Below are 19,390 nucleotides of genomic sequence, written 5' to 3'. Positions count from 1 at the left end.
TTACAATTAGTTTTATCATCAACTTGTATAAAACATACAACAACACATACAGGATGATATTGATTGTTCAAAATATGTGTTGGTAAAGAGGGATGAGTGAATGAAAAAGATTGTTGTACTAGGGAGTTTAAATATGGACATGGTCATGACGACAGAACGGTTACCCATGATTGGTGAAACGATTTGTAGCGATCAAATCCATTACATGGTTGGTGGGAAGGGATCAAATCAGGCTGTAGCCGCATCTCGAATGGGAATTTGGACATCCTTATTAGGTTGTGTAGGTAATGATGCATTTGGTGAAAGAATCCAGAAACATTTATCAAAAGAAACGTTGGATATCTCCTCTCTGAATATTGAAAAAGATATCTCTACAGGAATAGCGACGGTTTTTAAAACCAAAAACATTAACGCTATTGTTGTGAACCCTGGAGCTAATGATTGTTGTGATCGACGAATTGTGGAAGAAAACATTGAAATCATTAAGCAAGCAGATGTATTGCTAACTCAGTTAGAAATCCCTATAGAGACTGTTGATTATGCATTGAAAAAAGCAAAGGAATTTGGTGTAACAACAATACTAAATCCCGCGCCTTACAAAGAAATACCGACAGGTTTGATAGAATATATCGATTATTTAACTCCGAACGATACTGAATTTGAAAGTATGATGAATGGGGAATTAGGATCTTCGGGTGATTTAGAAACAGACATACTGGAATGGAGTAAACAAAACAATGTGAAGTTAATTGTTACCAGGGGTTCACAAGGTTCCTCCTATGTTGAGAATGGTCAAGTGACTACCGTTCCATGTATGAATGTGGACGTCATGGATACTACAGGAGCGGGCGATACTTTTAACGGAATATTTGCTTACGCAATTGCAGAAAAAATGGAATTACGAGATGCAGTAAGGATGGCAGGAATCGGCGCATCTCTATCGATAACGGCACTTGGTGCACAAAGCGGAATGCCTTCTATAAAAGAATTGAACAAATTCCTATAAGAGAAGAGAGGAGCAATAACGATGGTTAAGATGATTTTAGATTTAGATACAGGAATAGATGATGGAATGGCTTTAGCTTATGCAATCGGGAATCCAGAGATCGAGTTAATCGGAGTAACTGGTACTTATGGGAATGTGTACACTGAAGTAGGGGTACAAAATGTTTTGAATATCCTGAATTTGTGCAATGCACAAGAAATTCCGGTATTTGCTGGGGAAAGCCATGCGATGTGTAAAGATGACTTTAATCGATTGGAAGTTAGTGCACGTATTCATGGAGCTAATGGGGTAGGACAAGTTCGTATGGAACAATCGCCCAAACGTAAAGAAAAGAAAAATGCGGTCGATTTTTTAATTGAATCCGCAAAAAAATATGGGGATGAATTGGTAATTGTAGCTACCGGTCCTTTGACCAATCTTGCTATGGCACTCAAAAGAGCTCCAGAAATGAAAGACATAATGGGTAGAGTAGTTATTATGGGAGGAGCATTAACAATCCCAGGTAATGTTAGTCCATATACAGAAGCTAATATTTGGCAAGATCCAGAGGCAGCGAAGTACTTATTTGAAAGCGGTGTAGATGTTACCATGGTCGGTTTGGATGTAACGCAACGCTCTATACTCACTAACGAAAATACTAGAAACTGGAGAAACACTGGAACATTAGCAGGAAAAACATATGCGGATATGATAGATTATTACATTTCACAACATGATGAAATCCAAGGCTGTTATCTTCATGACCCATCTGCCGTTATAAATGCTTTACATCCTGAATTTTTTACGATGGTATCCATGCACATGACCGTTATTACACAAGGAGAGGCAGTAGGTAGAACAATTGGAAACCCACAGAAATTAAGAGAAGCCAATCCAAACATAAAGGTGTGCATTCAGGTAGATTCACAAGCATTAGTACAACATTTAAATGAAACGCTAATGCTTGTCTTTCAAAACAAATCATAGGACAGTCTCATAGATCGGACACCAAAAGAAGGGAGACTTACCTAATGGAACAAGTAGCGAAGCAATCGAAGCAATCACGGCAGCAAAGTCAAGTAACCTACGTCGGAGGCCGTGCAGTAGTTTTGGTAGTAACCTTAATTTTGTGTGTTTTGTCGTATCAATTGAATGCGAGCATGCTTACACCAGCACTTCCAGATATCGCAAAAGCCATGCATGTAAGTGTTAGTCAGGTTTCGCAGGTTTCATCCTTGTTTTTCCTTGGCGGAGCGATAGGCGGCGTCGTACTGAGCCGATGGAGTGATTTTATCGGTCGACGTCGCGCCCTTGTCATTGTTCTCCTCATACTGGGAGCGGGAACCATTCTATGTATCTTTGCTTCAAATTTCACTTTCTTATTGATCGGCCGAGTGCTCCAAGGTGCCTCGAGCGCAGCGTTCCAGCTAGCTTACGTGATTTTGAGCGAGGCCTTCAGCGCGAAGGTCTTCGGAACCGTCCTCGGCATCCTCACGGCAGTGAATGGAGGGGTTGGAGGTATTGATGGATATATTGGTGGCCTGCTTAGTAACCAGTTCGGTTATCGATCAATCTTCATCGTTATCTTTATTTTGGGACTTGTGGCTTTATTATGCGTAATGCTTGTCGTCCCCAAGGAAAGAAGGGCTGAAACAACCCGAACGATGGACTGGTGGGGTGCGGGGGTACTTTCCATTGGATTGATCTGCGTAACGTACTTTGTATCTAATGGCCCATCGGAGGGCTGGCTGGCACCTATTACGCTTATTTACCTTTTCGGAACCGTTATCTGTTTGATTGCTTTCTGGTTCATTGAGAAGAAATGCAAGACGCCGATGATATCCGTCCAGCATCTTCGTTCCCGTCAGGTGTGGCCCGTAATTTCGACTACCATTCTGACTCTGTCTAGCACCTTTGCGGTTATCAACTTTACTATCGTTCTGCTCAGTCAGGATCACCAGGTAGGGTATGGACTTGACGCCGCTACATCCGCGTTACTTTTCCTTACGCCTGCTGCGTTAATCGGTGTATTCTCTGCGCCATTGTCCGGTTGGCTTGCCGGCAAATGGGGCTGGATTTTCTTGCAGCGGGTAGGCATGATTATCAACATTGCAGTCCTCATTGTGATCTCGATACTTCCGCAAAGTCAATGGCTTGTGTTCGCTTCGATTGCTGTTTTAGGTGTCACATACAATGGACTGATTCTTACGACCATCAACGGGCTAGGAGTACTTCTTTCGCCTGAAGAAGCACCTGCAGCGTTGCCAGGACTTAACGGTGCCGCGTTCGGTATTGGCGCTGGTCTTGGCATAGGGATCGTAGCTCCGTATGTCGCTCAAGGAACGATTAGCGGATACAGCACCGCTCTGTGGGTATCCGTTGGTATTGCTGTATTGGCATTAATATCAAGTCTATTCATTGCTCCTAGACAGGGTCAGAAGCTCTAGTGTCATTGCAAAGTTGCCCATCTTATAACATTTAAAACCATATTAGAAACTGGGAGCTATACCAATGCAGCTTTTAAACTTGGTTATACTCAATCTACGATTACATCCCATATACAGACTTTAGAACAAGAGATAGGAGAGGCGTTATTTACGTATGTTCAAAAAAAGCTAACCTCTATTGGCAAAGAACTTTTACCATCGGTTAACGATCTTTTAGGAACGTATAATCAAATATCCACGCTAAAAAATAAAAAGAATATAAGTGGAGAGTTAAGAATTGCAGCGCCAAAAACATACGCATTACAAAAATATTAATTTTTATAAACACAATTGGGTTCTAATTCATAATCAGCGCTTGCTGAAAATAGAATTTTATGCTGATCCTAGCGGAGAGGATGGAATTGTCGTGGAGAAGCGTAGCGTTCGCCTTTGCCCCTGAATTTTAACCGCAAAGAGCGGTAAATTAAAAAAAATTTGGGGGCAACAGCGATCGGAAGGACAATCCATCCGCGTAGCGATCACTTATCAACTCGATACATTTGTCAAGCACTGATTTTGGTGTTGAGCCCACAATTGGGGGAGTTAATAAATGATTACGGTTTACGATGATAGGTATAAAGAAGAAGTCATTAAATTAATATTGTACGTACAGAATGTTGAATATGATGTGAGTATTGGTGTCGAAGAACAACCAGATATTCTAGACATTCAATCGAATTATATAAATGACGGTGGTAACTTTTGGGTAGCACTAAATGACAACGGAGAGGTTGTAGGTTCTATTGGTTTACAAAAGAAAACCAATGAAGTAGCTGTATTAAAAAAATTTTTCATTTATAAAGAATATCGTGGTAAAGAGTTCGGCATAGGAGTGGATCTTTACAATGCATTACTTGATTTTACGAGGAAACAAAGGTTTACTAAGGTGATTTTGGATACTCCATCCCAAGCTACTAGGTCACATAGTTTCTATAAAAAAGTTGGATTTAAGGAGATTGTTAAAAAGGATTTGCCGATTAAATATGACTACCCTGATAGAGATTCACTTATTTTTGAATTAGACCTGTCTAAGAAAGAATATTGAACTTTTGAGAATGCGCAGTTGGATACGATTAAATAGCAACCGTGAACTACCAGGCATCCGTACAGCCGAAATATGATAAGTCGCCGACAGAAGGTCCGTATAATCATGCATGGTTAACAGGATCAGAACAATCTATCACTTTGAAAGCCGAAGGAGAAACCGACTCCATGCTAGAGATCATCTCTAAATCTGGCCCAGATCATGGAAGTATGCCTGGGATGAATCATTAGTAAAGCGCATGTAATTCTCTATCTTCATAACTTCTTCACATGAATTGTTTATAGTATGAATACGAGGAGGCGAGAACATTGAAAAAATTATGGATTGGATTAGCTGGATTGATCTTAGTTATGGGGATTGGAACTGCTGGTGTTTATGCTACGGCCCCAGAGCAGGACAACAATACCAACAACAGTAAAGGTACTTATGAAGAGATGTTGCCATATGCGAAGCAAATGCACCCCGATCTTACAGAACAAGAAATCGAGGATATGTATACCAACTGTCACGCTAATAATGGTGTGGGTAACGGAATAGGTAATCGGCAAATGATGAATACTTCTGCATCACGCGGCGGTATGATGAATTTCTAATACCGCGATAAGCTAGACCTTACGAGGAAATTCGTAAGGTCTAGCTTTATATATATGATGAATCGCCATGTCAAGCGCTTCAGGGTTGGGTATGGCGATTCGTCAAATAGAGGAGATAATAACGTTGGAGGACGTGAAAATTTTAATCGTCGATGATGAGACCAATATGTTAAAAGTATTATAACTCATAGCCCAAGGACTCTCGAATCAAGAGATTTGCGAACGTCTTTTCCTCGCTTTGAGTACTGTTAAAGGGCACAATCGGAATATCTATGGCAACTACAGGTCCAAAGGCGCACAGAGGCTGTAGCACGTGCTCGAGAGTTAGGCCTGTTGTAAACTAAAGGTCAGTTTGCCCGCAAACTACGTAACTAAAACTGCTGGCGTATCCAGTTTCTCCAAAGGTGGGGAATGTCAAGAACGACAGTGCAGACTATATAGAAGAATTCGTAGGATAACCAATTTCTCTAATCAGGCAAGGATATCACAAAAATTGTGGAGCCTTGCCTTTTTGAATTTTCTGAACGTATTCTTCTTACGAAGGAATATTTGATCTTTGATTTTATTTGGCTATATCCAGTCCAAAATCCAACCTGAAAATTGATCAATCTGTAGTAAGCAAGAGCGAAAGCCAAGTCGTTCATCTACAGGTAGGCGAAAGAAAGCATAAACCGCTCAGTCAATCGACTTTTTGAATCAGCAGATGAAAATTAATTTCTGAATATTTAGATAATTTATGTTTGTAGGTTTAATGTAACGCTAGTGATTATAAATACAAAATATAAATAAAAAAAGTGTAACCATATTATTTTTTTGGTGTATTTAGTTATGTAACGGTTACGGTTAATACATAATGCATTAAGAAAAACAAGTACCAATACATTACAAAAGGACGGATTGAGGAAAATGGATGAACTTAAACTTCTAAAAAAATTAAAAAGGAAGAAGAGAGGCGCTCTCGATGAAGTAATTACAATCTATACCGGCTATGTTGCAACAATAGTGTATAACATTATTGGGGGCATGATGTCAAAAGAAGATATGGAAGAAGTTGTTTCAGATGTATTTATATTACTGTGGAATCATTCTGAAAAGTTAGAGGAAAGCCGTCAAAGTATTAAGGGCTATTTAGGCGCTATTGCTCGAAATAGCTCAAAAAATAAACTCAGAGGGTTGAATTCTGATTTAAGTATTGATGAGTATGATATGCTTTTTCCAGAAGCAAATTTAGAGGAAGAAATAGAACAAAAAGAAAGAGCGGCGCTTCTTTTAAAAGCAATAGATAGCATGGAAGAATCTGAAAGAGAAATTTTTAAACGATGAAAAGATAGGTAGCATTGCCGAAGATATGAAAATGACTGTTTCTTCCGTAAAAATAAAGCTGTTCAGAGGACGAAAAAAGTTAAAGATTAATCTGATAGAAAAGGGGTACGAATATGAAAATTAAGTTAAACAAATTTTTTGTTAAAACTAAATCTAAATCTCATTCTATTGATAATTTTATCTATGAAGAAACCCTGAATATAACAGGAATAACATCTAAAGATATTAAACGCAGAGTTAATAAAAGATTGAATGCAAAACCACAAGAAAGGAGATTGTATATAAAGTATAGATTAACAAAATTTGCAATCGTTACAACTGCTATTTTAACATTGGGGGTAGGGTCGGCTTTCGCCACGAGTAATATTGATTTGCTGAAAGAGCTTCTTAGGGGAGATACCAACATATTACAAAAAGAGGTACGCAATCCAAATACAAGCATTCAAAATGATGAATATAAGGTTACACTGGAACAAGTGTTGGCAGCCCCTCACGATGCTATCATAGTGTTCTCTGTAGAAGGCTTAACAAAGGAGGCAACAAATGCTTTAGAAACAAATTCGATGTTTTTATTTGAGAGTACTATTATGTTAAAAACAACTCCCGGGTCAGAAACTAAAAACAGTGGCTATGGGCAAGCTAATTTTGGGGAAAATAATACTTTTAATAAAAAGTATTTTGCTTTAGAGGTGGATGCTATAGATAATCCCAAACAAGAGCCTTTGAGATTATACCTTGATATGGTAAATTCACCGGAGCTATTTATTACAGTCCCAATGGACAGTAATATTCAAACATTGGATTTTCAAATGAATCAGGAAGCCGAGGCTAATGGTAAGAAATATACTATAGAGCATATGGGCATTAACAGTATCAGTATGGTTATCGATTCGAGAGGTTTCAACATTATAGAAGACGCTTTGATGCCTGAAATCTTTTTCAAAATGTCAGACGGTACTATTAAAACTAAAAATCAACTGGTTAATAAATACAAATCCTCAGGTTCTATACTAACTGCATATGATGAGGATGGGATTTACCGCTTTTATTTCAGATTCAAAGAAATTATGAATTTAAACGATATTCAATCCGTTATTATTGATAATATGGAATACACTCTAAACAAAAAAGTTGAGCCAAAACCGGTCGTGATCGATGAAAAGCTGCATCGTTTTGAAAGCAGAATAATCGAATTTGAAAGAACAGAAAAAGACGGACCCCTTATGTCGGTGGATGATATTTGTAAAGGATTAGGAGCAGAATATTCTTGGGATAGTAAGAACGCTACACTGGTATTCACATATAGGGGCACTACTTTAGAATTAACAGCGGGTAGCAGTACGGCCATTGTTAACGGACAAGAAATTCCATTAAAAGAAAGAGATTACGAAGGCGTTAATATGCAAAACGGAGAATTGAGTATACCGCCGTATCTTCTAGAAGATTACTTTGATGTTGACTATACACTTAAATATTCTACAAGCATGTGGATTATTACTCCATAAAAACGTGCGGTATAAGCAATCGTGATAAAAACACAATATTCTCTGAAACACCGAAAGGATCAGAATTAGTTACAGCCTATCTCACAAGTATTGAATCTTGTTTGATAGGCTGTCAATTTGTAAGAGGACAGGAACTTGTACCGTTAGTCGCAAAGGTATACCTAAAATAACAGGGATACAGTGGAGGGAACTCCCTGATCCTTGGTTTATATTAGGATATCCTGATCATGAGCGGGGTAAACACATTAGGGATCGTACCCGTACAATTAACTGGCGGGTTGAGGTGTGTTTTGCGGAGGGATATGCTCTCGGTTTAAACATCCCGGTGATATGGACGGTGAACAGTAGCGATGCAGATAAACTTTTTGTACATGTTCTGAGAAAATAAAGTATTAGACCGACGTTACAGCATTAAGCTAACGGGCAGTTATGTGCAACAAATGTCTCACATTTTCGTCTGTAATTTTGATTGGGAATAATTGGGGGTGCTTGAAATGAAACGATTATGTTCATTGTTATTTGTACTACTATTTATAATTACAGGTTGTGGTACGGAAACAAAGCAACAGAACAAAATGCCAAAAGTATTGCCCGAAGATTTCGATTTCATGGTTAGTTTCGGTTATGGAGAGGTTACTAAAAATGAAATTAATACCTATCAAGATACGGTTGTAAAAGATTTGATAATGAACGGGACTACCACTGCAAACATCACTTTTACTATGGAAGAGATGCGCAGCATTTATGAGAAGATGAGAGAGATAAACATCATGGGAACGAAAGTGTTATTACCAACTAACCAGAATTGTTCTCAAAAACCCTATAATAAAGATAGTTGGAAAATTAGTGTGGATGGAGAAACAAAAAACTTTACTTGGTCAGATAAAAATTGTGACGTAACGAGCGACGCACAGCAACTATTGGAATTACGAACATTCATCCAAAATATAGTGGCCGGTAAAGATGCTTATAAAGAATTACCCCAAGCAGAGGGTGGTTATGATTGATGGACTAAAAATCCAATCAAACAAATGACATTTGGTGCACGATGATTCGTACCACGCAATGGTTTGTAGATTTGAACTTGGTGAACCTACGACTCTTCCAATTGCCCTGACTCCCGGCGCCGTCGACTCATGAATACCAAAGACAATGCAATTACCGTGAGGATAATCCCAAGCACTTGAAATCCCTCGAAGTTGAACTTACCTCCCATTACGATACCTATCAACAAGGAAGAGAGAATAGTTCCCAGGTATCTTGATGTATTAAATAATCCGGATGCTACACCGATTATTTCTTTTGGAGAACTTTGGAACAAGGCCGCTTGCATACCTACATTGTTCAACCCGTTGCTAATACCGAATGCAGCCAAAGCCAAACACACGCTGATAACCGGTGAAGTTTGATTCAATGTCACGAGCCACACCGACCCAAATGTCATCAGAATTGCAGACACCAGCAATGCCGGCCCTGGTCCTGATTTATCGATCCATCGTCCTGCTATTGGAGAAGTAACTAGCGAGCACAAGCCTAAGCTTAGCATGAGAATCCCTGTTTGGAACTCGCTGACATGACGTACCATTTGCAAGTAGGACGGAAGCCCGAAAAAGAGAGAGTAATAAAGTACGTTAACGAGCATGAATTCCACATTAACCCAAGTCATCGCAGGATATTTGGCGAATGTGCGTAAAGGAATAAAGGGTGACGTCGCTTTTAACTCATGTCGTACGAATACCCCCAGCAGAGCAAGGCCTATCAGCAAGGCAATGACATTTCCTAATGAGATATGCCCAGATGATTTTGCTGAGAGTAATCCAACGAGCAGGGCAACCAGACCCACTGTGAAGAGCAGGATCCCTGACGCATCAATCAAATCAAACCATTTACGAAAGGACATGCCCGGTGCAACGGATGTTGACGATTCGTCCTTAGGAATATTCCTCCAAGATAATAGAAAGCTCACCACCACGAATGGAATATTGACGAAAAAGATAGCAGGCCAGCCCCACCAGTGAATTATGACCCCGCCAATAAAGGGTCCAATTGCTGCCGCTCCGGATAGGAATATGGACAAAACAGACAGCGCAGTCGCTTGTTTCTCCGTTATATGAATTCGCACAATGGCCATTCCAACCGCAACCATCATACTTGTTCCGATGGCTTGCACAATGCGGAACACGATGAGCCACGCGAAGTTTGGTGATAATGGAGCTAATAATGATGCAATGAAGGCTACAACAAGCCCGGTAAGAAATATCTTCCTACGACCGAATAAATCGCTGGCCTTTCCCATGACAGGTTGAGCGATGCTACTTGCAATGTAGAAAGAAAAAATAATCCAGGAAACACCTGTAAAATCTAGTTGGAACACATTTTGCAGTCTTGGAATAGCAACAGAAACCATCGAAGAATTTAAAGGGTTCAATAGTATCCCTAGACCAACTGAAATCATTAACCACCTGCTGCGAACACTCATTTTGAATCCCCCCAAATCGTATTAATGTCATCGTACTTGAAATCGATTATTCATTCCAACGCATTTTATGTTATGATCTCATTGACTTGAGGGAATGAATGGAGGGTGCGAAATGGAACTTCTTCAACTGCAATATTTTCTCGCGGTAGCTCGTTTGGAACATGTGACCGAAGCTGCACGAAATCTGCACGTTACTCAATCGTCACTAAGCAAAACGATTCAACGCTTGGAGGAGGATCTAGGGGTCCCTTTATTCGATCGAGTAGGGAGAAAGCTGCGATTGAATGAGTTCGGAAGCAGATTCCTTCGCCGTGCAGAAAGGGCTTTGTTTGAATTGGAACAGGGGAAGCAGGAGCTTAGCGATTTATCCAGCCCGGAACATAACACACTCGAATTAGCGGTGACCACCGCTAGCACATTACCAAATATCCTTCGAGAGTTTCGGAAAAAGCGACCCGATATTCAATTTCATGTGCAAATGCTGACCACGCAGGAAATGGTTACGCTTCTTGATAGAGGAGAGGTTGATTATTGCTTGTCCTCACCTCCTATAGAAGGGGACAACATCGAATGTCAAATCGTGTTTATCGACCCAATCCTTGTAGCCGTTCCAAAGGGGCATTCGCTGGCAGATCGAAGCAGCGTATCCTTGACAGAGCTAAGGGATGAATGGTTTGTCGGTGTAAAGAGAGGCTACGGTACTCGCGATTTAATTGACTCTGTATGCAAATCGGTTGGATTTGTACCTAAATATGTGTATGAGGGGGATGAACCTGCAAGGCTTAGTACTCTTGTAGAAGCCGAAATTGGCATAGCCTTCATACCAAGCACGGCAAGAAATTCACGGGAAGATATCAAATATCTCCAAGTAGAGAATCACGAATTGGTACGGGAGATAGCTTTATTATGGCACAGGAGTCGGTACATTTCGCGGGCTGCTCTGGAATTCCGTGAGGTCGTTGTAGAATATTTTGGAGCGATATCCAAACAGACAATTTAATCATGCTGAACCATTAATACTGATTCTATTGGTGGCGAAACAAAACAGGCGTAACCAATACAAGGATTAGTATAAGATCCAATCCTTCAGCAAATACTGAAGGTTTCTTCGGCGTTTTTAAAATATTGACAAACGAGGTGGACACAAGGAATCCTAACTGGAATCAGGTTAAGTATTTGAAAATTATTTTGGGTATACTCTTTTCTCTCATTATTTTAGTTCATTACGATTACGCCAACTTAGAACTCGTCCAATCGAGTTCTTTTTGTTCTTTTGATAACTTATTTTTTAGAGAAGGAAAAGAATAAGTAAAAGGTGTATGACACTAAATGAAAAGAAGTATATTTAGGGGGTTTATTTAAAATATAGACACATGTACAAAATACTATATAATATTTAGTTACCAAAACAGTTGACGAAATATTTCCATTATTATACTTTTATAATATGTGACACATTATATCAAGAACACTCGTTTATTCGACGGGAAGTTCTTTTTTTGATAGAGAACAACTGCTTAACAGTGGGGGGATAATGCAAAAATAATTTATATTAACTTCAACGGAGGTAAAACAATGTACAATCAAGAAAAAAGAACAATTACTACCGAAAGATTGATTTTAAGACCATTTGAATTATCTGATGCTGGGCGTGTCTGTGAGCTCTGCAATAATTATAATGTCTACAAAAGTACATTGACTCTACCTTATCCATACCCCATTGATTGTGCATTATCATGGATTCAAGCACATGAAGATAATTTTAACAATAATAAATCATATGAGTTTGCCATTACTGATAAAAGTACAAACGAGCTTTATGGAGCTATAGGACTTACAAATAATTAAACACACAGAAATGGCGAACTTGGATATTGGATAGGTGAGGAAAATTGGGGTAAAGGATATGCAACTGAAGCAACAAAAGCTATCATTGAGTTCGCTTTTTCAGAAAAGCATTATCACAAAGTATATGCGAGATACTTTGCTTCAAATCCTGGCTCTGGACGGGTTATGCAAAAATCTGGAATGGTGAAAGAAGGTGTTTTATTACAACATATCTATAAAGAAAATAAATTTGAAGATCTTATTCATTATGGGATTTTAAACATAGGGGTATAAGCATTTTTTACATTTCATATGTTTGATGTAATACTGCTGCGAAAGCTTCCATTATCCTATTAAGAAATGGGTATAAGGCTAAAGAGCTTTGCGGTGGTCTGGCTGCTTGGAGAACGATCGATTTCCCAGTTGTTTCTTTGACAGTACAGAATAATAACGGTGAATGTAGCTGTTGAATGGTGGTATCCAGAATAATCGTTAATAGTTATTGCTACATAAAGTAATACAATTGCTTTTCATAAAATGACCCATAAGATGACGCACTTTAGAAGGAGCGTACATCTATTGGGTCATTTTAATGTTAAATGGAACAAGAGAACACTTATATAATGTGACACATCGTTTCGTGTCGAGAGACAAGAACATGTATTCATAACCGTCGTAGCTTTCTCATGGACCAAACGGCGCTGCGCGCCTTTCCTGAATTCAAAGCTGCCTGATCTTACATTGTTTTGTTTGGACTTTCCGATGACCGCAGCATAAGCGGATAGAATAGGATGCCGCTCACAATCAGCGCGAGTCCAAGCAGGAACGTCTTGAGATCCGTGGTGCCCGCCACGATGACCCATAGCGAGTAGATAGCGGCCAAAGCCGCAATGATCCCCTCGGTCACCCGCTCCTTCTGCAGCGAGTAGGTTTCGCCAGTCCAGGTCAGCTTGAGGTGGTAGAGCGATGCGATCAGATAAGGCACCAGAAAGGCGAGCGTAGCGATATAGATAATAAAATCAAACGCCGCCGAGATGGAACCCGAGATCGTGGACAGCAGCAAAATCTGACCGAGTGCGATAGAGATCAAGAGTGATACCTTCGGCATGCCCTTACTATTCTCCTTGGAAAAAGACGGCAGGAACACGCCCAACTTGGACGCCTGGAACGGTACCTCGGCACTAAGCAGCACCCAGCCGATCGTGGAGCCGAGCAGACTGATCAGTCCGAGGCCTGCGAGCAGCTTGCCGCCGATGGGTCCCAGCACGGTGGAAATACCGTCCACCAGCGGGTTCTGGGAAGCCATAAGTTGATCCTGTGTCAGCAGGCCCATAGTCAGGATGCTGATGCCGACATACAGCACGATGGAGATCAGCAGCCCTGCGATGGTCGCGCGGCGGATATCCTGCTTGCGGCGGGCGCGTGCGGCGAAGACCATGGCGGATTCCACGCCGATGAAAGCCCACAGCGTTGCAATCGCGGCCGCGTTAACCTGGGAGAGCATGCCGAGCGTCTCCCCGCTGTCATTGGTGCGCGGAGCCAGGAATGGCCCGATATTGCTCTGTTGGAACGCAAACAGGGCAATCACAATGAAGATCGCAAAGCCGATGACCTTGGTCGCCGTAGCGATAAAATTCAATCGCCCCGCGCTGTTCATGCCTTTTAGGCAGATGGCGTGCGTTCCCCATAGCAGTACCGAGCAGACGAGGAACGTCAGGGCATTGCCCGATATTAATGTGAAGCTCCCGAAGGTCAGCCATACCTTGTTACTGGTAAGCACCGGGAAGAAGGTGGACAGGTAGCTCGCGAACGTCGTGATAACCGCCACAAAACCAGCGATATTGCCGACCCAGTATCCCCAGGTGGACATAAATCCGGCCAGGAGGGAGCCGTGCGAACCTTCACGAAACAGCTCCTTCGCATAGATTTGCGGGCCGCCACTGAGCTCAGGCTTGCGGACAGCCAGGCTACCGAAGACAAGCGCCAACGTAAGTACACCGAGTCCTGTAGCGGCCCAGGCCAGAATGACCCCGGCAGGACTCGCCGCTTCCGACAGAGATCGAGGCAGCATGAAGATTCCGGAACCGACCATGTTGCCGACCACGAGGGCAGTCAGGATCCAGAAGCCTAATTTATGTCTGGTCATGATGATAAACCCCTTTTGCAAAGTTTTGAAAAGTGAACACTGGCTGATATAAAAAAATGAACTGACAGGTACCTATGATACACTTTCTTCTGCTAAAGCACCAGAGTAAATTTCAGGAGAGTGCCTATTTACCGGCAGCCAGCTTCTATGACGTCATCGCGAATGAAGGATTAAAACAAATGATATCTGAATATGAGTAATTAATATGGGTTGGGGAGATTTGTGTCACTTATGAGGGGAGTATTGTGTCAATAGTGTCGGAGGAGAAGAACATATATTCATAGCCGATTTGATGATTGTCTAATGTTAATCGGCCTGGGCGGTTTATTAAGAAATATGGCAGGACTCTTTAATTTTAATTGTTTTTCCCTGACTATCTTATCTTTTATCTGATACATTTAGAGAGGGAAGCCGGCACCATCTATACGCTGGAAGGCGCGGCGTGAGTACGACAATTCCTGTGTTAATGAAGAAGAAACAGGGAAATCTGGAAGGTCCTATGTCTTCGGTCAAGGACCAATGGAAATGATCACTCCATGAATCCAGAAGCAGCGCGTAGGAGGGAGCTGTCTATGCCCTTACCACTATATTCACGGTCAATATATATGAAAAGATCCGGAACACCATCGTAAGCACAGAATATAAAAACTCAAAGAGAAGTAAGAGAGTGGAATTAAAAAAGAAGATGAATAATTTCTGTTTTTTTAATTGTGTACCGATTACCACCGTTTTTATCATTAATTTTTCGTAAAAAAAACCCATCTTATCGAAAGAGCTATTTTCATACTAAAAGTGCATTATCATGGATTCAAACACATGAAGATAATTTTAACAATAATAAATCATATGAGTTTGCCATTACTGATAAAAGTACAAACGAGCTTTATGGTGGATATTTACAATGGTCAACATCCCCAGCGGGGATAATCATGGAGGAGCCGTATGCGATGACCCGCACGTACGGTTCTGTGAGAGGCCCATGCAACTGCGTATGGGCCTACTCGATATGTCGCTAAGACTCCTCGGTTTCTTAATTATACCTTCATGGCCGAAAATAATCCGTCAGCAGGTGGAGATTATTTCAAATACGAATGATAATGATTATCATAGAACAGCCGAACGAAGAACTTTAAATTCTCTCGTTCAAGGCCCATAAGGAGGAGTTAGAGATGGAAAATGGAGCGAATCCATGTTTTGATGTAACGATCATCGGCGGAGGTCCGACAGGGCTCTTTGCTGCCTTTTATGCAGGTATGCGGGGATTGAAGACGAAAGTGATCGAGGCGGCCCCATATCTTGGAGGGAAACTGCCCTATTATTCAGAGAAGTTCCTGTATGACATTGGCGGAATAGCGGCGATAACGGCTGGGAATTTAATTAAAGAGCTTGAAGCGCAAGCACGTACGTTTGAACCTGTCATCGTATTATCCCAGCTGATTGAACATATGGAACGTCTTGCCGACGGGACATTCCGTTTAACCAGCAATATCGGGGAAGTGCATAGCACGCGTACAGTTGTAATAGCGATCGGGGGAGGAACCCTTGTATCTAAAAAAATAGAACTACCAAACGCCAAACAATTTGAAGGACACCATCTGCATTATGCAGCAGAAAATGTTGAACAATTTCGCGATAAAAGAGTGCTTATATCCGGAGGCGGAGACTCAGCAGTGGATTGGGCCATCGCATTGGAACCTATTGCCAAATCCGTCGGGATTGTTCATCGAAGAAGCGAATTTCGTGCCCACGAAGGCAATGTAACCAAGATGAGGAACGCTTCCGTTCGTGTCATGACGTCTTCCCAGTTAAAGGAGATTCACGGGGACAATGAGCGCATCAAGCATGTAACAATTGAACATCTTGAAACGGAGGACACTTTTGTTTGTGATATGGATGAGATCCTTGTTTTCCATGGTGCGAAGCCTGATCTTGGGGGGATCAAGAAATGGGGCTTGGAAATTGAACGGGATCGCATCATTGTGGATTCATGGATGCAGACGTCCATACTAGGCATTTTTGCGGCAGGCGATGTCGTCGAGTATCCCGGCAAGCTGCCGGGACTGATCGCGGGAGGCTTCACGGAGGGCCCTGCGGCCATCAATCGCGTAAAAGCGTTCTTGGAACCAAATAAGGAAGTGAAACCGATCTGGTCGACAGATCATGCAGAGCTCTCGTCGATTCACAGCAAGTCTTAGAGTTCCTCTCTTATTTAAAAAAGCGTGCAATTCTTGTTTTTAAAGGCTAGCACGCTTTTTAACATCTCGGAAAAACGTTGAGATTTGTGGGAAGGTGGCATCTGTATAATAGAAACATCGGTCGAAAAGTTGAATGGTATCGCTCACAAGCTGGAACTACATGGTTACAAATGGACAAAGCAACGAACCATGACTTTGGAGGTATTGTTAGAAAAAGACTCGGGGTATTTGACCGCGGAAGAAATATTTATGCGGATCAAGAGTAAATATCCCCAAATCGGATTGTCTACCGTTTATCGCACACTGGGACTGTTAAATGAGCTGCACATCGTGCGGAAAGTAACTTTTAACGACAAGTCGACCCGATTTGGGCTTCGCGACGATGATTCTGATCATCTGCCCCCTCATTTGATTTGCAAAGCGTGCGGTTTGATAGAGAAAGTGAATGAGGATTGGTTATCGGAATTAGAACTCCATTTAAGGAAAGAGTTTGGATTTCAGGTATTCGATTACCAACTCGATTTTATTGGTACGTATGCCGAATGCAATGAAAATACTTGTAAAAAACCAAATCCATCTGCGCCATAAACATTCTGTTAAAGGATGGAATGTAGCAGGTGAAAGGAATTAAGTGCTTATGCTAGAGAATACAGATCTGAGAATACGAAGCAAAGCAATCAGTGAGGGGGTTAATCGGGCATCGAATCGGGCTATGCTTCGGGCTGTTGGATTTAAAGACGAAGATTTTCGTAAGCCCATGATTGGTGTTGCCAGCACATGGAGCGAGGTAGCCCCATGCAATCCCCATGCAATATGCATGTGAAGCTGAGATAACCGCAGCTTTTTTACTTAAATGAGATACGGAGAAAAGAGATAACGATAAAAAATGTTCTTACAGAGGAACAAGAAGAGAGGGCTGCAAGCATATATCACAAGCCTTTAAGACACTGCCACGTTAGAAGAAACTCTAGATTTAAAAATATAGTAAGGTATACACATGTTCACATAAAAAAAGAGGGATGTACCCCTCTTTTTTTATTTAGAATATAAGCAAATGCGTATTTTTCACCTGTTTGAAGATAGAGGGGGAATTTAATTCGAGATTTATGCTGATTATAATTTTTGATAGTGATCTAAGAGATTCTCTAATCTATCTTGGATAATTTGTTTTAATGATTCAGGCTTCACTGATATAACATAATTACCATATCTCATAAAATAGCTAGCTATAAACTCCTCTTCTCCTAGATTATAGAATCCCTTAATGACTGTTTTATTACCATTTTCTATTTTCATAGAAGGATAATGTTCTTTATAAAAAATATCCTTTGCTTGTTCTAAAATCTCTACTTCAAAGTCAATACTCTTCTCAGATTGATACATTTCTAATGAACGACTAACAAGTTCATCTATAGAAAAGTGAGATTTGATTTCCTCTTCTTCTATAAAGGTTATTCTATCGCATCTGAAGACTCTATATTTATTCGTATTTAACTCTACTCCTGTAGCATACCATTGACCAAACTTAGCGGAAATTTTGAAAAATTGAACATGGTAACTTTTTGTCTGATTATTTTTTACATATTGTATCTTACAGTTGCTCTCATTAAGAATGCTTTTTAGAATTTTATCTAAAAAACGACTAACATTATGATGCTGATATATTTCAAACTGTAGGACTTTTTTCATTTTGTGAATCTGCTCTATTTGTTTTTTAGAAAGACAGTTTCCAAACTTTTCATTTAGCTTAGTAACACTTAAATGAAATGGTGTTGATTGATAAGATTCTAACGTCAACATTGCAAAGTACAGAGCATACACTTCATCAATTGTAAAATTAATGGGGGATAACAATTTATTTTTTAAGATGCCATATCGTCCATGTCTGCCATGTTCCGAAAAAATAGGCATACCTAATTGTTCTAATGAACTAATATCACGTAGAGCTGTACTTTTTGAAATATTGTATTTATTCATTAGGTCATTTAAATTAAAGAACTCTCGACTGTTTAAGTATCTTATCATGTCATTTAATCTTTCTGATTTATTCATATTGAATCTCCTCATTAAAGGTGTCATATTTTGATACCTTTATATATTATGATGAGTTCAAGGTCATATATCAATTTTATAAGATATCTACCTGAAATCATTATATAAAAGGAGATTGATACCATGAGTGCAACACTAGAAGTAGCTATTTTCTTATCCATGAACGGAAACGCACAAGAAGCTATAAATTTTTACAAAAACCATTTTAATGCAGAGGAATTGTTACTTGTTACCTATCAAGACATGGCAAAACGTGACAGCTCAATACAGCTTACGGATGAAAATAAGAATTATATTTCTCACTCCGTCTTATCCATCGGAAGAACAAAAGTAATGATAGCGGAAGATACAATGGATATCAAAGAAAAATATGCAGTTGGCAATAATACTTCATTATGTATTCAAAGTGCGGACTTAGAAGAAATTGAACGTTTTTATAATAGCTTAATTACAGATGATAGAGTGAAAATCATTGTTCCTTTATCTAATAATGTGTTTAGCAAAGCATACGGTATTATTGAAGACCCGTTCGGTATTCAAATACAATTAATGTTTGATGATAGATTACAATAAAAAAATTAGCATTCCATACTTCGATTGGTATCGAATAAAACCCGGTTATTAAATTTCCTTGCGTGATTTGCTAAATAATAGCTATGGTAGATTAAAATCAGGATGGAATCCCTTGATAATTTTATTTAGTATGGTGTTTCTTATTTCATTTTGTTTTCATTCTCCAGGTAAAGACTCGTAT

General features: G+C 40.2%; 18 protein-coding genes and 3 pseudogenes. 18 read left to right on the top strand and 3 right to left on the bottom strand.

Features of this window, described 5'->3' with window-relative positions:
• Window positions 1–100 precede the first annotated feature (100 nt).
• The 12 genes and pseudogenes from UB51_RS09115 to UB51_RS09075 all read left to right on the top strand — a co-directional run bounded on the left by UB51_RS09115 (window position 101) and on the right by UB51_RS09075 (window position 8,944).
• Window positions 101–1,006 (top strand): ribokinase, encoded by a 906-nt coding sequence (locus UB51_RS09115; protein ID WP_082063088.1) that lies wholly within the window; start codon window positions 101–103, stop codon window positions 1,004–1,006.
• Window positions 1,007–1,027: 21 nt separating this feature from the next.
• The gene (locus UB51_RS09110) at window positions 1,028–1,972 is read left to right on the top strand and encodes a nucleoside hydrolase (RefSeq protein ID WP_044877033.1); all 945 of its coding nucleotides are present in this window, start codon (window positions 1,028–1,030) and stop codon (window positions 1,970–1,972) included.
• A 44-nt stretch (window positions 1,973–2,016) separates the two neighbouring features.
• The gene (locus UB51_RS09105) at window positions 2,017–3,432 is read left to right on the top strand and encodes an MFS transporter (RefSeq protein ID WP_044877032.1); all 1,416 of its coding nucleotides are present in this window, start codon (window positions 2,017–2,019) and stop codon (window positions 3,430–3,432) included.
• Between the two features lie 24 nt (window positions 3,433–3,456).
• Entirely contained in the window at window positions 3,457–3,747 is a 291-nt protein-coding gene (locus UB51_RS27045) for a LysR family transcriptional regulator (RefSeq protein ID WP_082063293.1), read from the top strand.
• 274 nt (window positions 3,748–4,021) lie between these two features.
• The gene (locus UB51_RS09100) at window positions 4,022–4,516 is read left to right on the top strand and encodes a GNAT family N-acetyltransferase (protein WP_044877031.1); all 495 of its coding nucleotides are present in this window, start codon (window positions 4,022–4,024) and stop codon (window positions 4,514–4,516) included.
• Window positions 4,517–4,557: 41 nt separating this feature from the next.
• Window positions 4,558–4,746 carry a hypothetical protein gene (locus UB51_RS09095; protein WP_044877030.1) on the top strand — a complete coding sequence of 63 codons (189 nt, stop codon included), beginning with the start codon at window positions 4,558–4,560 and terminating at the stop codon, window positions 4,744–4,746.
• 78 nt (window positions 4,747–4,824) lie between these two features.
• The gene (locus UB51_RS09090) at window positions 4,825–5,109 is read left to right on the top strand and encodes a hypothetical protein (RefSeq protein ID WP_044877029.1); all 285 of its coding nucleotides are present in this window, start codon (window positions 4,825–4,827) and stop codon (window positions 5,107–5,109) included.
• Between the two features lie 184 nt (window positions 5,110–5,293).
• Window positions 5,294–5,448 (top strand): annotated as a pseudogene (locus UB51_RS27040) (response regulator transcription factor); the annotation flags it as partial.
• A 567-nt stretch (window positions 5,449–6,015) separates the two neighbouring features.
• Complete coding sequence (locus UB51_RS09085; protein WP_044877028.1) at window positions 6,016–6,432, top strand: sigma-70 family RNA polymerase sigma factor; 417 nt, start codon at window positions 6,016–6,018, stop codon at window positions 6,430–6,432.
• Between the two features lie 25 nt (window positions 6,433–6,457).
• Complete coding sequence (locus UB51_RS29675) at window positions 6,458–6,556, top strand: hypothetical protein (protein ID WP_144406987.1); 99 nt, start codon at window positions 6,458–6,460, stop codon at window positions 6,554–6,556.
• Window positions 6,546–7,937 (top strand): stalk domain-containing protein, encoded by a 1,392-nt coding sequence (locus UB51_RS09080; protein WP_044877027.1) that lies wholly within the window; start codon window positions 6,546–6,548, stop codon window positions 7,935–7,937. Before UB51_RS29675 ends, UB51_RS09080 begins: the two co-directional genes overlap by 11 nt.
• 494 nt (window positions 7,938–8,431) lie before the next feature.
• Complete coding sequence (locus UB51_RS09075; RefSeq protein WP_044877026.1) at window positions 8,432–8,944, top strand: hypothetical protein; 513 nt, start codon at window positions 8,432–8,434, stop codon at window positions 8,942–8,944.
• Between the two features lie 86 nt (window positions 8,945–9,030).
• On the opposite strand, the gene UB51_RS09070 is transcribed toward UB51_RS09075, so the two are convergent.
• On the bottom strand, window positions 9,031–10,416 hold the full coding sequence (locus UB51_RS09070; RefSeq protein ID WP_044877025.1) for an MFS transporter: 1,386 nt from the start codon (window positions 10,414–10,416) through the stop codon (window positions 9,031–9,033).
• Window positions 10,417–10,528: 112 nt separating this feature from the next.
• Here UB51_RS09070 and UB51_RS09065 point away from each other — a divergent pair, with 112 nt between their 5' ends.
• Both UB51_RS09065 and UB51_RS09060 read left to right on the top strand, forming a co-directional pair.
• Window positions 10,529–11,416 (top strand): LysR family transcriptional regulator, encoded by an 888-nt coding sequence (locus tag UB51_RS09065; protein WP_044877024.1) that lies wholly within the window; start codon window positions 10,529–10,531, stop codon window positions 11,414–11,416.
• A gap of 575 nt (window positions 11,417–11,991) precedes the next feature.
• Window positions 11,992–12,537, top strand: a pseudogene (locus UB51_RS09060) (GNAT family N-acetyltransferase).
• A gap of 442 nt (window positions 12,538–12,979) precedes the next feature.
• Here the strand turns inward: UB51_RS09060 and UB51_RS09055 are convergent.
• A complete protein-coding gene (locus tag UB51_RS09055; RefSeq protein WP_044877023.1) occupies window positions 12,980–14,389 on the bottom strand; it encodes an amino acid permease in 1,410 nt (469 codons plus the stop codon).
• A 1,169-nt stretch (window positions 14,390–15,558) separates the two neighbouring features.
• On the opposite strand from UB51_RS09055, the gene UB51_RS09045 reads away from it, so the two are divergent.
• The 3 genes and pseudogenes from UB51_RS09045 to UB51_RS09035 form a co-directional block, all read left to right on the top strand.
• Window positions 15,559–16,584, top strand: coding sequence for an NAD(P)/FAD-dependent oxidoreductase (locus UB51_RS09045; protein WP_044877021.1), 1,026 nt, complete (start codon window positions 15,559–15,561; stop codon window positions 16,582–16,584).
• Between the two features lie 84 nt (window positions 16,585–16,668).
• Complete coding sequence (locus tag UB51_RS09040; protein ID WP_234405590.1) at window positions 16,669–17,172, top strand: Fur family transcriptional regulator; 504 nt, start codon at window positions 16,669–16,671, stop codon at window positions 17,170–17,172.
• A gap of 49 nt (window positions 17,173–17,221) precedes the next feature.
• A pseudogene (locus UB51_RS09035) lies at window positions 17,222–17,392 on the top strand (dihydroxy-acid dehydratase); the annotation flags it as partial.
• Between the two features lie 305 nt (window positions 17,393–17,697).
• Here the strand turns inward: UB51_RS09035 and UB51_RS09030 are convergent.
• Window positions 17,698–18,636, bottom strand: coding sequence for a helix-turn-helix transcriptional regulator (locus UB51_RS09030; protein WP_044877019.1), 939 nt, complete (start codon window positions 18,634–18,636; stop codon window positions 17,698–17,700).
• A 123-nt stretch (window positions 18,637–18,759) separates the two neighbouring features.
• Between UB51_RS09030 and UB51_RS09025 the strand changes: the two genes are divergently transcribed.
• Window positions 18,760–19,209, top strand: a complete 450-nt coding sequence (locus UB51_RS09025; protein WP_044877018.1) for a VOC family protein — start codon at window positions 18,760–18,762, stop codon at window positions 19,207–19,209.
• Window positions 19,210–19,390: the final 181 nt, after the last annotated feature.

Origin of the sequence: Paenibacillus sp. IHBB 10380 (assembly GCF_000949425.1) — a bacterium.
Taxonomy (GTDB): Bacteria; Bacillota; Bacilli; order Paenibacillales; family Paenibacillaceae; genus Paenibacillus_AQ.
This window is presented reverse-complemented; position numbering and strand designations above follow the sequence as displayed.